Annotated in this window: 15 protein-coding genes; 5 read left to right on the forward strand and 10 right to left on the reverse strand. The window is 60.8% G+C overall.

Translation table 11 applies throughout. The annotated features are described in order from the left end of the window. Positions 1–2: 2 nt before the first annotated feature. Both hbdH and AC07VV_RS05520 read left to right on the forward strand, forming a co-directional pair. Entirely contained in the window at positions 3–776 is a 774-nt protein-coding gene (gene hbdH, locus AC07VV_RS05515; RefSeq protein ID WP_119428349.1) for a 3-hydroxybutyrate dehydrogenase, read from the forward strand. A 63-nt stretch (positions 777–839) separates the two neighbouring features. Next, complete coding sequence (locus AC07VV_RS05520; RefSeq protein WP_495035579.1) at positions 840–2,795, forward strand: acetoacetate--CoA ligase; 1,956 nt, start codon at positions 840–842, stop codon at positions 2,793–2,795. Positions 2,796–2,801: 6 nt separating this feature from the next. On the opposite strand, the gene AC07VV_RS05525 is transcribed toward AC07VV_RS05520, so the two are convergent. Further along, positions 2,802–3,911 (reverse strand): PilT/PilU family type 4a pilus ATPase, encoded by a 1,110-nt coding sequence (locus AC07VV_RS05525; RefSeq protein ID WP_495035580.1) that lies wholly within the window; start codon positions 3,909–3,911, stop codon positions 2,802–2,804. 126 nt (positions 3,912–4,037) lie between these two features. On the opposite strand from AC07VV_RS05525, the gene AC07VV_RS05530 reads away from it, so the two are divergent. After that, complete coding sequence (locus AC07VV_RS05530) at positions 4,038–6,575, forward strand: PAS domain-containing hybrid sensor histidine kinase/response regulator (RefSeq protein ID WP_495035581.1); 2,538 nt, start codon at positions 4,038–4,040, stop codon at positions 6,573–6,575. A 50-nt stretch (positions 6,576–6,625) separates the two neighbouring features. After that, positions 6,626–6,901 (forward strand): peptidylprolyl isomerase, encoded by a 276-nt coding sequence (locus tag AC07VV_RS05535; protein WP_096821583.1) that lies wholly within the window; start codon positions 6,626–6,628, stop codon positions 6,899–6,901. 49 nt (positions 6,902–6,950) lie between these two features. Here AC07VV_RS05535 and kdgK read toward each other — a convergent pair whose 3' ends face one another. The 9 genes from kdgK to AC07VV_RS05580 all read right to left on the reverse strand — a co-directional run bounded on the left by kdgK (position 6,951) and on the right by AC07VV_RS05580 (position 13,859). Then, on the reverse strand, positions 6,951–7,886 hold the full coding sequence (gene kdgK, locus AC07VV_RS05540) for a 2-dehydro-3-deoxygluconokinase (protein ID WP_495035582.1): 936 nt from the start codon (positions 7,884–7,886) through the stop codon (positions 6,951–6,953). After that, positions 7,886–9,106 carry an amino acid deaminase gene (locus tag AC07VV_RS05545; RefSeq protein WP_495035583.1) on the reverse strand — a complete coding sequence of 407 codons (1,221 nt, stop codon included), beginning with the start codon at positions 9,104–9,106 and terminating at the stop codon, positions 7,886–7,888. Before AC07VV_RS05545 ends, kdgK begins: the two co-directional genes overlap by 1 nt. A gap of 39 nt (positions 9,107–9,145) precedes the next feature. Continuing rightward, complete coding sequence (locus AC07VV_RS05550; RefSeq protein WP_495035935.1) at positions 9,146–9,910, reverse strand: IclR family transcriptional regulator; 765 nt, start codon at positions 9,908–9,910, stop codon at positions 9,146–9,148. Between the two features lie 78 nt (positions 9,911–9,988). Then, positions 9,989–10,378, reverse strand: a complete 390-nt coding sequence (locus AC07VV_RS05555; RefSeq protein WP_007912330.1) for a RidA family protein — start codon at positions 10,376–10,378, stop codon at positions 9,989–9,991. 31 nt (positions 10,379–10,409) lie between these two features. Beyond that, positions 10,410–11,207, reverse strand: coding sequence for an amino acid ABC transporter ATP-binding protein (locus tag AC07VV_RS05560; protein ID WP_007960239.1), 798 nt, complete (start codon positions 11,205–11,207; stop codon positions 10,410–10,412). Further along, entirely contained in the window at positions 11,204–11,866 is a 663-nt protein-coding gene (locus AC07VV_RS05565; RefSeq protein WP_007960241.1) for an amino acid ABC transporter permease, read from the reverse strand. Before AC07VV_RS05565 ends, AC07VV_RS05560 begins: the two co-directional genes overlap by 4 nt. A 9-nt stretch (positions 11,867–11,875) precedes the next feature. Then, complete coding sequence (locus AC07VV_RS05570) at positions 11,876–12,538, reverse strand: amino acid ABC transporter permease (protein WP_059405928.1); 663 nt, start codon at positions 12,536–12,538, stop codon at positions 11,876–11,878. Positions 12,539–12,589: 51 nt separating this feature from the next. Beyond that, the gene (locus AC07VV_RS05575) at positions 12,590–13,438 is read right to left on the reverse strand and encodes a transporter substrate-binding protein (protein WP_085695951.1); all 849 of its coding nucleotides are present in this window, start codon (positions 13,436–13,438) and stop codon (positions 12,590–12,592) included. A gap of 241 nt (positions 13,439–13,679) precedes the next feature. Further along, positions 13,680–13,859, reverse strand: a complete 180-nt coding sequence (locus AC07VV_RS05580) for a hypothetical protein (RefSeq protein ID WP_495035584.1) — start codon at positions 13,857–13,859, stop codon at positions 13,680–13,682. A gap of 203 nt (positions 13,860–14,062) precedes the next feature. On the opposite strand from AC07VV_RS05580, the gene AC07VV_RS05585 reads away from it, so the two are divergent. Next, positions 14,063–14,494, forward strand: coding sequence for a thioredoxin family protein (locus AC07VV_RS05585; RefSeq protein WP_495035585.1), 432 nt, complete (start codon positions 14,063–14,065; stop codon positions 14,492–14,494). The last annotated feature ends 1 nt before the right edge of the window (position 14,495 follow it).

The following is a 14,495-nucleotide window of genomic DNA, read 5'->3' on the forward strand; positions in this document are numbered from 1 at the left end:
TCATGACGACTCTTACTGGCAAGACCGCACTGGTCACCGGCTCCACCAGCGGCATCGGGCTTGGCATTGCGCTGACGTTGGCCAAGGCCGGCGCCAACCTGATCCTCAACGGCTTTGGCGATGCTTCGAAGGTGATTGCCGAAGTCGAGCAGTTCGGCGGCAAGGTCGGCCATCACCCGGCAGACGTCAGCAGCCCTGAACAGATCGCCGACATGATCGCCTACGCCGAGCGCGAGTTCGGTGGCGTGGACATTCTGGTCAACAACGCCGGCATCCAGCATGTCGCGGCGGTGGAAGAGTTTCCGGTGGAACGCTGGGATTCGATCATTGCCATCAACCTGTCGTCGGTGTTTCACAGCACCCGCCTGAGCCTGCCGGGCATGCGTGCCAAGGGCTGGGGCCGGATCGTCAACATCGCCTCGGTGCACGGTCTGGTGGGTTCCACCGGTAAGGCCGCGTATGTAGCGGCCAAGCATGGCGTGATCGGCCTGACCAAGGTGGTCGGCCTGGAAACCGCCGCCAGCAACGTCACCTGCAACGCCATCTGCCCGGGCTGGGTACTGACGCCGCTGGTGCAGAAGCAGATCGACGATCGCGCGGCCAAAGGTGTCGACCCGCAACAGGCGCAGCACGATCTACTGGCCGAGAAACAGCCGTCGCTGGAGTTCGTCACCCCTGCACATCTGGGTGAACTGGTGTTGTTTCTGTGCAGCGAAGCCGGCAGCCAGGTGCGAGGCGCCGCGTGGAATATCGATGGCGGGTGGCTCGCGCAGTAAGCTTGCAACTGATCGCTCCCACGCTGTCGTGGGAGCTTTCTGACAAACAATAAGAGGCAAACCATGTCCGACATTCTCTGGCAGCCCGATGCCAAGCGCATTGCCCGGTCCCGCATGGACGGTTTTCGGCGCTTCATCAATCAGCGCCATCAACTGCATCTCGACGACTACCCGGCCCTGCACCAATGGTCCATCGACCAGCGCGAAGCGTTCTGGCAGGCGATCGTTGATTTCTTCGGTATCCGTTTTCATACCCAGCCGGACGCCGTTCTGCGTGGAGGCCTGAAAATGCCGGGCGCCGAATGGTTTCCCGGCGCCACCCTGAATTTCGCCGAGCATCTGCTGAGTCGCCGCGACGACGCCATCGCCGTGATCGCTATCGGGGAAAACGGCCAACGTGAACTGCTGACCTGGGCCGAACTCGCCCAGCAAGTCGCCGGATTTCAGGCCAGCCTGCAAGCAGCCGGTGTCGTGCTCGGCGACCGGGTCGCGGCCTGCATGCCCAACACCTGGCAAACCCTGGTGGCGATGCTGGCGACCACCAGTCTCGGCGCGATCTGGTCATGTTCCTCACCGGACTTCGGCACCCACGGCGTAATCGACCGTTTTGGCCAGATCGAGCCAAAAGTGCTGATCACCTGCGCCGGCTACCGTTACGCCGGCAAAGAGATCGACCAGACCGTCAAGATCAACGAAATCCTCGAGCAACTACCTTCACTGCAACAACTGATCATCGTGCCGTACGCACGACCTCACGCCCATGCCACGGATTACCGGACACCCGCCAACGTCACGTTGTGGGACGACTTCTATGAGCCGGGCGATGAGCCACAATTTGTCCCGGTACCCTTCGCCCATCCGCTGTACGTGCTGTATTCCAGCGGCACTACCGGCGTACCGAAGTGCATCGTTCACAGCACCGGTGGCGTGTTGCTGCAACACGCCAAGGAACACGGACTGCATGTCGACCTGGGCCCCGGCGACCGTTTGTTCTACTACACCACTTGTGGCTGGATGATGTGGAACTGGCTGGTCTCGGCACTGGCAGTCGGCAGTGCGGTGGTGCTGTATGACGGCTCACCGTTTTATCCGGACAACGAGCGGTTGCTGGAGCTGCTCGACGACGAGCAGGTCAGCGTGTTCGGCACCAGCCCGAAATTCCTCGCGACCCTGGAAAGCAGCGGCATCAAGCCGCGCGAAAGCTACGACTTGAGCCACCTGAAAACCCTGCTCTGCACCGGCTCCGCGCTGTCGCCGCAGAGTTATGACTTCGTTTATCGCGACTTCAAACCGGACGTTTGCCTGTCCTCGATGTCCGGCGGTACGGACATCGTGTCCTGTTTCGTCAATGGCAACCCGATGTCAGCGGTACGCCGGGGCGAGATCATGGGCAAGAGCCTGGCCATGGCGGTCGAAGTGTGGAACGACGCCGGGCAACCGGTGATCGGCGAAAAAGGCGAGCTGGTGTGTACCCGGCCATTCCCCGCCATGCCGATCGGACTGTGGAATGACCCGGACGGCGAGAAGCTGCGCAAATCCTATTTCAGCCAGTTCCCCGGCGTCTGGGCCCAGGGTGACTACGCCGAACAGTTGCCTCACGGCGGGATGATGATTCACGGCCGCTCCGACGCCGTGCTCAACCCCGGCGGCGTACGCATCGGCACGGCGGAAATCTACCGTCAGGTGGAGAAAGTCCCGCAAGTTCTGGACAGCGTTGCCATCGGCCAACAGTGGCAGGACGACGTGCGAGTGGTGCTGTTCGTGCGCCTCAAGGAGGGCGTAACGCTGGACGAGGCGCTGCAACAGCAGATTCGTCAGGTGATCCGCGCCAACACCACGCCCCGCCATGTACCGGCGAAGATTGTCGCGGTCACGGACATTCCGCGCACCATCAGCGGCAAAGTGGTGGAACTCGCCGTGCGCAATGTGGTGCACGGCGAGCCGGTGAAAAACACCGATGCGCTGGCCAATCCTCAAGCGCTAGAGCAGTTCCGCAATCGGGTCGAACTTCGCGACTGACGCCTGTCAGTCCATCAGTCCCCATTCGCCAGTCGATGGCGGTGGGGACGGCACGGTATCGGCGTGCAGCTTCAGACGCAGGCGCAGGTTGTTCACCGAATCTGCGTTTTTCAGGGCCTCGTCTTCATCGATCACCCCTTCTGCCACCAGTGCAAACAACGCACCGTCAAAAGTCTGCATGCCGAGTTCCGCCGACTTTTCCATGATGTTTTTCAGTTCGCCGAAGTCATTGCGCCGAATCAGATCGGCAATCGTCGGCGTACCGAGCATCACTTCTGCTGCTGCCCGCCGCTGCCCGTCCCGTGTTCGCACCAGACGCTGGGATACAAACACTTTCAGATGATTGCCCAAGGCATGCAGCAATTGCGCGCGGCGCTCTTCGGGGAAGAAATTGATGATACGGTCCAGCGCCTGATTGGCGTTATTGGCGTGCAACGTCGACAACACCAGATGCCCGGTTTCGGCGAATGCCAGCGCATGCTCCATGGTTTCGCGGTCGCGGATCTCGCCGATCAGCACCACGTCCGGCGCCTGACGCAGGGTGTTTTTCAGCGCGGCATGAAAGCTGCGCGTATCGACCCCGACTTCTCGCTGGTTGATGATCGATTTCTTGTGGCGATGAATGTATTCAACCGGATCTTCAATGGTGATGATGTGCCCGCTGCTGTGGCGATTGCGATGGTCGATCAGCGCGGCGAGCGAAGTAGACTTCCCGGAGTCGGTAGCGCCGACAAACAGGATAAGCCCCTGCTTGAGCATCACCGTTTCGAGCAGTATCGGCGGCAGCTTCAGGTCTTCGAATCGGGGGATGTCGAGTTTAACGTTGCGGATCACGATCGACACGTCATTGCGCTGCTTGAAGATGTTGACCCGGAAGCGGCCGATCCCGGTTCGGGAAATCGCCAGGTTCATTTCCAGATCCCGGTCGAACTCTCGGCGCTGCTCGGCGTCCATCAGGGAGACGGCGACAGTCGCCACTTCGCCGGGCTTGAACGGCTGTTCGCTCAACGGTGTCAGCACACCGTCGAACCGCGCACTGGGTGGCGCCCCCGTGGACAGGAACAGATCTGAACCGTGGCGGCTCGCCAGCTGTTTGAGCAGTGCGTCGATTTCCATGGCCAAAAGCACCTGCGAAGCTTTCAATGAACTTAAGACCGTGCGTCGTGACGCGACGGGCCTTACAGCGTCTACCGCACTAGGATAGTAGACGCCGCCTCACCGACCGACGCTCAGGACCTTTTGATGAACGCTGTACCGCACACCGATGACGCCCAGGCATTGATTGCCCGCACCGACTGGAGCCGCAGCCCGCTCGGCAGCGCCGACAATTGGCCGCAGAGCCTGCGAACCGCGGTGGACATCGTGATTCATTCGCCGATGCCGATGCTGCTGTTGTGGGGCCCACAGCTCACCCAGATCTATAACAACGGCTTTGCGCTGCTGGCCGGCAGCAAGCATCCACACGCTTTCGGACAGCCGGCGCACCAGATATGGCCGGAACTTCGAGACTTTACCGACCCGATTTACAGCGCCGTCCTACAAGGCCAGGTGCGAACCTACAGCGAACGGCGTTTTACCCTGCAACGGGACGGCAAGGATTCCGACTTCTGGCTGGACCTGACCTACAGCCCGATTCGTGACGAAAGCGCGCAAGTGGCCGGCATTCTGGTCACCGCCATTGAAACCAACGAACGCCGACGCATCGCCCTGGAACTGCAGCAACGTTCCGAAGACAGTCTCAAGGCCCAGCGCGAAAGCGAAGAGCGCCTGCAACTGGCGCTGGCGGCAACCGATGCGGTCGGCACCTGGGACTGGGACATTGGTGAAGATCGCTTCATCGCCGATGCCCATTTTGCCCAATTGCACGGCGTCGACCCGGCGCGGGCCAGTCAGTTACCCATCAGTGAATACCTGCACGGCGTGCACCCCGAAGATCGCGCGCTGATCGCCCGCAGCATCAAGCATTGCATCACCCATGGCACCGAATACGCCGAGGAATACCGTCTATTGCAGGCCAATGGCGACGTGCGCTGGGTATTCGCCCGCGGGCGTTGCTACAAGGATCACCACGGACGGCCGATGCGTTTTCTCGGCGCGGCGCTGGACCTGACCGAACGCAAGCACACCGAACAGGCACTGCGCCAAAGCCAGACCGAGCTGCAACTGATCATCAACGCAATGCCGATCCTGATCAGCTACGTCGACCGCGAAGAACGCTTTCGCCTGAACAATGCTGCGTACCTGGACTGGTACGGGCTGACGCCGCAAGAGCTGTACGGACGCACGATCCGCGACGTGATCGGCGAAGAATCCTACTTTCTGCGTGCCCCGTACATTGCCGAGGCACTGGCCGGCCGCCCCTGTTCGTTCAGCCTTTACACACCCCATCGCGATGGCAGCCAGCGCCACGCCCTGATGAACTACCTGCCGCGCCACGGCCCGGATGGCGCGGTGAACGGTTTCTACATCTTCGTGATCGACGAGACCGAACGCAAAAAGACCGAAGAAGCCTTGCGCAACCTCAATGAAACCCTTGAGGAACGCGTGAGTGCGCGCACCGAGCAACTGGCCCAGGCCAACCAGCGTTTGCAGAACGAAATGTTCGAACGCGAACGCGCCGAAGATGCCCTGCGTCACGCACAGAAAATGGAAGCGGTCGGCCAGCTCACCGGCGGCATCGCCCATGACTTCAACAACATGCTGACCGGAATCATCGGCAGCCTCGACTTGATGCAGCGCTATATCGCCAGTGGCCGTACTGATGAAATCGGTCGATTCACCGATGCCGCGGTGTCCTCGGCCAATCGCGCCGCGGCGTTGACCCACCGCTTGCTGGCGTTTTCGCGGCGCCAGTCGCTGGATCGCAAGACCTTGAACGTCAACGAGCTGATCCACTCACTGGAAGACCTGATCCGCCGTACCAAGGGCGATCCGATCGAACTGACCCTGCGCCTGGCCGACAGTGTCTGGCCCGTCAGCACCGATGTCAGCCAATTGGAAAACGCCCTGCTCAACCTGGTGATCAACGCCCGCGACGCCATGCCGGACGGTGGCGAACTGCTGATCGAAACCGCCAACGTCTACCTCGACGGTAACGACATCACCACCCTCGAACCGGTCAAGGCCGGTGATTACCTGATGCTAGCGGTGAGTGACAACGGCACCGGCATGACGCCGTCGGTGCGTTCGAAAGCGTTCGACCCGTTCTTCACCACCAAACCGATCGGCCAGGGCACGGGGCTCGGGTTGTCGATGATTTATGGTTTTGCCCAACAAACCGGTGGGCATGTCAGCCTCGACAGCCTGCCGGGCCAGGGCACCTGTGTGCGCCTGTACTTGCCGCGTTTGTATGCGCTGGAACCGGAGCGGCCGGTGATCGAAACGACGACCGAGGCCCCGGCAGCCGCCACCGGCGAAACCGTGGTGGTGGTCGAGGACGATCCGGCGGTGCGCATGCTGGTCATGGACCTGCTCAAGGAATTGGGTTACCGCGCCCATGAAGCCGAAGACGCCAAGAGTGCCTTGCCGCTGCTGGAATCCGACCTGCGTGTTGACCTGCTGGTGACCGACGTCGGGCTGCCGGGCATGAACGGCCGACAACTGGCGGAGATCGCTCGCCAGCACCGTCCGGGGCTCAAAGTGTTGTTCATGACCGGTTATGCGCAGAAAGCCGCCGAACGTCAGGGTTTCCTGGAGGACGGCATGGACATGGTGGCCAAGCCGTTTTCCATTGAGCTTCTGGCCGGCAAGATCCGCACGATGATCAGCCAAAACCCGTGACTTGAGGCATAATCCGCGCCCCGCCGTTACCCCGCTACAGGTATTGCACGATGAAAGCCCAAGCCCGCCACATTCTGGTGAAAACCGCCGAAGAGGCTGAAAAACTCAAACAACGCATCGCCAACGGTGAAGCGTTCGATGTGCTGGCCAAGAAATTCTCGACCTGCCCGTCCGGCAAGCGCGGCGGCGATCTGGGTGAAGTACGGCCGGGGCAAATGGTCGGCGTGATCGACGCAGTGATCTTCAAGAAGCCGCTGCGCACGGTGCACGGGCCGATCAAGAGCAAGTTCGGCTATCACCTGGTGCAGGTGTTTTTCCGCGATTGATCCGGAGCCCTGATGGCGCGGCTTTCGGCAGCGCCTTCAGGGAACGTATTCATTCTTTGGGGATCAGTGCGCCAGGCACCTGAATCACCCGACTGGCCAACCGGTGCCCAGCCTCCGCCGCCTGCGCAGGGCTTGCGCCCGACAAGCGGCTGGCCAGATACGCCGCACTGAACGAGTCCCCCGCGGCCGTGGTGTCCACCACCTTCTCGACCTTCTGCGCCGGCACTTCGAACGCTTCCCCGTCGCAACGGATCAGACAGGCCTCGGCGCCGCGTTTGAGTACCACTTCCGGCATGCCGATCTGCGCGTACGCTTCAAACACCGCGTCACAGTCTTCGAAATGGAACAGCGCCTGCTCGTCGTCCACCGTCAGCAACGCCAGATCGACATACGGCAGCACGCTGCGATACGCCGCCCGCGCCTCTTCTACCGAGGCCCACAGCCGTGGCCGGTAATTGTTGTCGAAGACGATCCGCGCATCGCGCTGGCGGGCTTCGATCAAGGTCTGGATCAGCTTTTCCCGACCCTGCGCGCCGAGCACAGCCAGCGTGATACCGCTGAAATACAGCACGTCGTAGTCCGGCAACGCCGCCAGAATCGGCGCGGCCGCTGGGGTCGTGAAGCAGTCGCGTACGGCGGCCTCATTGCGCCAATACAGAAAGCGACGTTCGCCGGCGGCGTCGGTCTGGATGCAATACAGGCCCGGCAAACGACCGGGCAAGCGCTGGACCAGATCCAGGCCAATGTTTTCATCGGCCCAACTGCGACACATGGCGTCACTGAAGCTGTCGTCACCCAGCGCCGTGACGTAATCGACCTGCGCCTTGTCGCCCATGGCGCGAGACAGATAGACCGCGGTGTTCAGCGTGTCGCCGCCGAAGCTCTGTTGCAGGCTGCCATCGGCACGCTGTTGAAGTTCGATCATGCATTCGCCGATCAGGGCGATGCGCGGGGTGTTCGGCCCCAACGGACTGAGCGTGTTCATCAGAAACAGGTTTCCATGGTTTCGATCACCGACAACTGCTCATCCACCAGCAGTCCCACGCGCCACTTGTCGAAGGTCAGGCACGGGTGCGAAGTGCCGAAGGAAATGATGTCGCCCACGCGCAATTCCACACCCGGCGCCACGGTCATGAAGGCATGCTGGTCCATCACTGCCGTCACCTTGCAGGCGCCGACATCGTCGCCTACCGCCGGCAGCACACCAGCCTTGTAACGCAGCAATGGCACCGGCATCCCGGCATCGAACGCCACGTCGCGCTTGCCCAAGGCAATCACCGCGAACCCCGGCTCCGGCATCGACTGCACATGCGCCCAGACTTCCAGCGCCGGGCGCAGGCCTTCATGCAGATCGCTGCGACGGTCGAGCACGCAGCACTGCGCCTCTTTATAGATGCCATGGTCGTGAGCCACGTAACTGCCGGGACGCAACACACTGAGGAAACGCCCGCCAGCGTTCTGCGCCTCGAACGACTCAGCGATCAGGTCGTACCAGGCCGAACCCGACGCAGTGATGATCGGCTTGGCGATGGCGAAAGCGCCGCTGTCCTGCAATTGCACCGCCAGGCGCACCAGCGAAGCCGCGAATTCACGGATTCCGCTGACAGCGTGATCGCCATGGATCACGCCCTCGTAACCTTCAATGCCAGTCAGAGCCAGCGCCGGTTGTGCGCCGATGGCCTTGGCCAGCTCGATGACTTCCTGCTCGCTGCGGCAACCGCAACGACCGCCGACCACACCGTACTCGATCATCACGTTCAGGCGCACACCGCGAGTCGCGAAGTAAGCGCCCAGATCGGCGACGTTATCCGGGTGATCGACCATGCAATAAAAATCAAAGCCCGAATCGGCCGCCAACAGATCGGCGATCAACGCCATGTTCGGAGTGCCGACCAGTTGATTGGCCATCAACACCCGGCGCACGCCGTGGGCGTAAGCGGCGCGGGTCTGGGTGGCGCTGGCCAGAGTGATGCCCCAGGCGCCGGCGTCGAGCTGACGGCGAAACAGCGCCGGGGTCATGCTGGTTTTGCCGTGGGGCGCGAGCTCGGCGCCGCTGTCGCTGACGAATGTCTGCATCCAGCGGATGTTGTGCTCCAGCGCTTCGCGGTGCAGGACCAGCGCCGGCAGGCTGATGTCACGCACCAGTTGCGCGCCGAGGGCGGCATCGCCCTTTTCCACCGCAGCAGTGTTGTTGGCAGTCGTCATGGTCGAACTCCTCACAGTCGCGTCCGCTGGCGGGCGCGGTTATTCGTTGATTCGCCGGGCGAGGCTGTTGGCGCTCTCGATCAAGACCCGGCGATAGTCGTTGTAATTGTTCTTGGCATCGGCGCGCGGGGCGACGATGCACAGGGTGCAAATGGCCACGCCGCTCGGGTCTTTGACCGGCGCGGCGAAGCAATGGGTGAAGGTATCGGCGACACTGTCGAACGAGAAGAAACCGTCGATGCCGGCCTGGCGAATTTCCTTGAGAAACGTCTCCATCGGCAGACGTTCGCCACCCGGCAGGATGAAGTCGTCGGGGTCGATCAGGTCGCTGATCGCCTGATCACTCAAGTGCGCCAGCAGCAAGCGTCCGGACGCCGTCCACGGGATTGGCGCGTTCTCGCCGATATCGGAGGAAATGCGGAAATGCCGCTCGCCCTCTTTCATCAACGCCACCGTGTATTTGCGCCCGTTGAGCAGGCACATCTGCGCGGTTTCCCGGGTCTGGCTGACGATCTCCTGCAACGCGTGATCGGCCTCGCGACTGAGGTCGAAATGCCGCAGATGCGCCTGGCCGAGGAAATACAGCTGACGACCGAGATAGACGTGACCATCCTTGCCCACCGGCTCCAGAATCCGCCGTTCGAGCAACGAGGCCACCAGTTCGTAGACCGTGGATTTCGGGCTGCCGATGCCATTGGCGATGTCGTTCGGGCGCAGTGGCTGGCCGATCTCCTTGAGGAAATCGAGGATATCGAACGCCCGGTCCAGACCACGTGCCCGGCGCTTGATGGTGTCTTCGGTCATTTCAGTGGTTCCCATTCAAAGTGCCGGGAGTTTATCGCGAAAGATCGTTCCCACGCTCTGCGCGGGAACGGTCAACGCTCAAGCCTTTTTCTTGTACGCAATGCAGTCGATCTCGACCTTGCAGTCGACCATCATGCTCGCCTGCACACAGGCCCGGGCCGGTGCGTGTTCGGGCTTGAAGTATTCGCCGAAAACCTTGTTGAAACTGCTGAAATCCCGCGGATCGTCCAGCCAGACCCCGGCACGGACCACGTCTTCCAGGCCATAACCGGCCTCTTCGAGAATCGCGATCAGGTTCTTCATGGTCTGGTGAGTCTGCTCGACGATGCCGCCCACGATGATCTCGCCATCCACCGCCGGCACCTGACCGGAAACGTGCAGCCAGCCATCGGCCTCGACTGCGCGGGCGAATGGACGTGGCTGGCCGCCAGCGGCGGTGCTGCCGGTGCCGTAACGAGTAATGCTCATGGATGTGTCTCCTGATTGAAAAAGTGAAAAGTCAGAACCGCGTGCTTTTAAGAAATTCCGCCAGCCGCGGCGATTGCGGACGCTCGAACAGCTCCTTGGGAGGCCCCTGCTCTTCGATGCGCCCCTGATTCATGAAAACGATCTTGTCCGAGACCTCGAACGCAAAACGCATTTCGTGGGTCACCAGCAACATGGTCATGCCGTCCTCGGCCAGGCCCTTGATCACGTTCAGCACTTCGCCGACCAGTTCCGGGTCGAGGGCCGAGGTGACTTCGTCGAACAACATCAGGCTCGGGTTCATCGCAATCGCCCGGGCAATCGCCACGCGCTGCTGCTGGCCGCCGGACAACTGGCCGGGAAAGTGATTGCGCCGCTCCAGCAGTCCGACCCGCTCCAGCCACTTTTCGGCCAGGACCACGGCTTCGTCCTTGTGCATCTTTTTGACTTTGAGCAAGCCGAGGGTGACGTTCTGCAGTGCGGTGAGGTGCGGGAACAGGTTGAACTGCTGGAACGCCATGCCGGTCATCGCCCGATGGCGCGCGATGACTTTTTCCGGGTGGCGCACGCGTTTGCCATTGAGTTCGTCATAACCGATGGATTCACCGTCGAGCAGGATCTGTCCGCCCTGGAACTCCTCCAGCATGTTCACGCAACGCAGCAGCGTGGTCTTGCCCGAGCCGCTGGAGCCGATCAAGGTCACCACGTTGCCGCGCTGCATGCTCAGGTCGACGCCCTTGAGCACTTCGACCGCGCCGTATTGTTTGTGCAGGCCACGGATGTCCAGCAGCGGCTGGCCGTTCTGGACGTTGGAAACTTGAGCTTGAGTCATGGCAAAGCCACCCGCTTTTCAATGTGCCGGCCGAGTAATTCGATGCCGTAGTTGATGACGAAGAACAGAAAACCGGCGAACAGATAAAACTCCAGGGTCATGAACGTCCGGGCGATGATCTGCTGGGTGCTGAGCAACAGCTCCGCCACGCCGATCACCGACAGCAAGGTCGAGGCCTTGACGATTTCCGTGGACGAGTTGACCCAGGTCGGCAGGATCTGTCGCAGTGCCTGAGGCAACAGCACGTAGCCGAGGGACTGATAGAACGTCAGGCCGATCGCCTTGCCCGCTTCCATCTGCCCGCGTGGCAATGCCTGCAACGCACCGCGCACGATCTCGGCCACGTGGGAGCCGCAAAACAGCGTCAGACCCAAGGCACCGGCCTGAAACGCGCTGATCTGCCAACCGAGCGCCGGCGCCATGTAGAAGCAGGCCAGCACCAGCACGAACACCGGGGTGCCGCGAATCAGGTCGACATAAAAACGAAACGGTGCGCGCATCCAGAACTTGCCATAGGTCAGCACCAGCCCGGCAAATACACCGATGACCGTGCCGAACAGAATCGCCAGCGCCGACACCTGCACGCTGGTCAGAAAGCCTTGCCACAAGGCTTCGCGGGCAATCCACAACTCATGCAACCAACTGGGGGATTCGTACATCGCAGCCTCCTATCGGCGGATCGCCAGACGCTGCTCGAGGTAACGCAGCAGCATGGCAATGAGGTAACAGGCCGCGACATACAACGCCGTGGTCACCAGCCAGGTTTCGATCACCCGGTAGCTTTCGACGTTGATCTTGCGCGCGTAATAGGTCAGCTCCGGCACCGCAATCGCGGCGGCCAGCGAGGTGTCCTTGAACAGCGAAATGAAGTTGTTCGACAGCGCCGGCAGCACGTTGCGCAACATCACCGGCACCGTGACGTAGGCCTTCACCTGCCACTCGCCCAGGCCGATGGCCAGTCCCGCTTCACGCTGACCCTTGGGGATGCTCAACAAGCCGCCCCGGAACACTTCGGTCAGGTACGCCCCGGCATACAGCGACAGCGTGATGATGAACGACGGGATCTTGTCCAGCCGGATCCCCAGGCTCGGCAACGCAAAGTAGATCAACAGAATCAACACCAGAATCGGCGTGTTACGGATCACCGTCACATACACCGATGCCAGCACCCGCAAGGCGCGATGCTTCGACAGCAAGGCAAACGCCATCAGCAGGCCGATCACGCAGCCGATGGCGATCGACACCAGCGCCAGCTCAAGACCCAGACCGAGCCCCGCCAGCAAGGTGTCGAAATCGCGCCACACGGCGGCAAAGTTCAACTGATAGTTCATGGTTGGCAGTACCTTGAGCGGGGCGCATCAGGGCGCCCCACTCTCACGGGATCATTTGAATTCGACAGGGAAACCGATAGCGGGCGATGGCAGATCAACGCCGAACCATTGCTTGAACGATGCCGCGTAGGTCGGGAACTCAACACCGGTCATGGCTTCATGCAAGGTGGTGTTGACGAAGTTCAGCCAGTCCTGATCGCCGCGTTTGACGGCGCAGGCGTAGGTCTGCGGGCTCCAGGCGTACGTCGGGCTGCGATAGCGGCCAGGGTTCTGGACCATCAGGTATTTGACTGAAGACTGGTCGGTGGCGGCGGCATCGGCGCGACCGGAGTTCACGGCCTGATACATCAGATCGACGCTGTCGTACTGATCGACCTTGGCCTTGGGCAGCGCCTGGTGCACCAGCTCTTCGGCGTACACGTTTTGCAGCACCGCCACAGTCACGCTGTCACCGGCGGCCTGCAGGTCTTCGATTTCCTTGTACTTGCTGTTGTTCGGCAGCAGCAGGCCGACGCCTTCGCGGTAATACGGCAGGGTGAACGCCACTTGCTGCGCACGGCTGGCGGTGACGGTGATGAACTGACAGCTCATGTCGACCTTGTCGGTCAGCAGGTTGGGAATCCGTGCATCGGATGACTGCACCACGAACTCGACCTTGCTCGGGTCATTGAACAGACCTTTGGCCACCATTCTGGCGATGTCGATATCAAAGCCCTGCAACTTGCCGTCCGCGCCCTGGAAGTGCCACGGCGCATTGGTGCTGCCGGTCCCCACGATCAGTTTTCCACGGGCCAGGACGCTGTCGAGCTTGCTGTCGGCCGCCTGGGCCATACCCATGACAGCGGACGAAGCCGCAAGAACAAAAACACACGCTTTGAACAAGGAAGGTCGGCGATGCATGGCAAGCACTCCAGAGGATTGTTTATTCCGCTATACCGGAACACGGTTTGTTACTACGGAATGAACAGCAGAAAGTGTGCCACAGGAATCGAGGGTAATCTGTAGCGGGTTGAAAATTCACAAGAATCAAACAGATACGAAAAAAGGGAAATGAGAAAGCGGTGATGAACCGGAAGCGAGCGCTACCGTTGGCTACAACAATGCGGGTAGCAGGTTCCCAGTCGGTGCACGGGTGATCGATTCAGGGGCGGTGTTTATCCCCCGAGAACTCCGCGCACAAGTCTTCTATCGAAACTCTTATGGTCGGATCATTTTCCCGCTCACTGCAGAGAGCTATCAGCTCCAGATCCTCAAGACGATTTGTCAGGACCTCATCGGTTTGTGCTACGGAAACTGCTTTCAAACCTGCATCGCTGCCCATCAGGAGCTCCTTTGATAAATGCCTGAAAAACGATACCAGCTGCTTGGCGTCCGTGGATCTGAGTCTTCTGAGGGAATGCTCTTGCAGCAAAGTAGGACGAAACCATCCTTCGCAGGACCTACCTGTAATTTCTGACAGTAGACCGCCGTTTTGCCCTGCTTTAACGTCAAAGGCCTTTCAGATTCATTGATCAGGAGGCTCCAATGACGACGCCGACTCGATATTCAGCGTTGCCCCCGACGTACCAGAAGGTCTTGAAAGCCAGGCGCCTCGTCGTCCTGTACTTCTTCAACGAGCATTGCGGTGCCTGCGTGTTCTCCGGCCCCGTTTTTCTCGAAGTCGCCAAGCCCTTCCGGCCCTGGATGGATATCTTCATGCTCGATACCACACAGTCGTGTCGACATCCTGATGTCACGGGAACTCCGACGGTGTTGTTCTACAAGGAAGGCGTACTGCTCAAAAAACTGAAGGGCATCGGTACGGATGAATCACTCCAGCAAGACTTCAGCCAATTCCTCGGCAAAACCAGACACCCCGCCGTGCCGCGCAAATCGCCCCATGACCTGAGCTGGCTTCGCCACACCCTGCGTACCCTCTGCACCATCCCCCGCGCAAAACGATGGAACTTTTCCTGAA

This window comes from Pseudomonas sp. GW821-FHT02C04 (assembly GCF_059421845.1).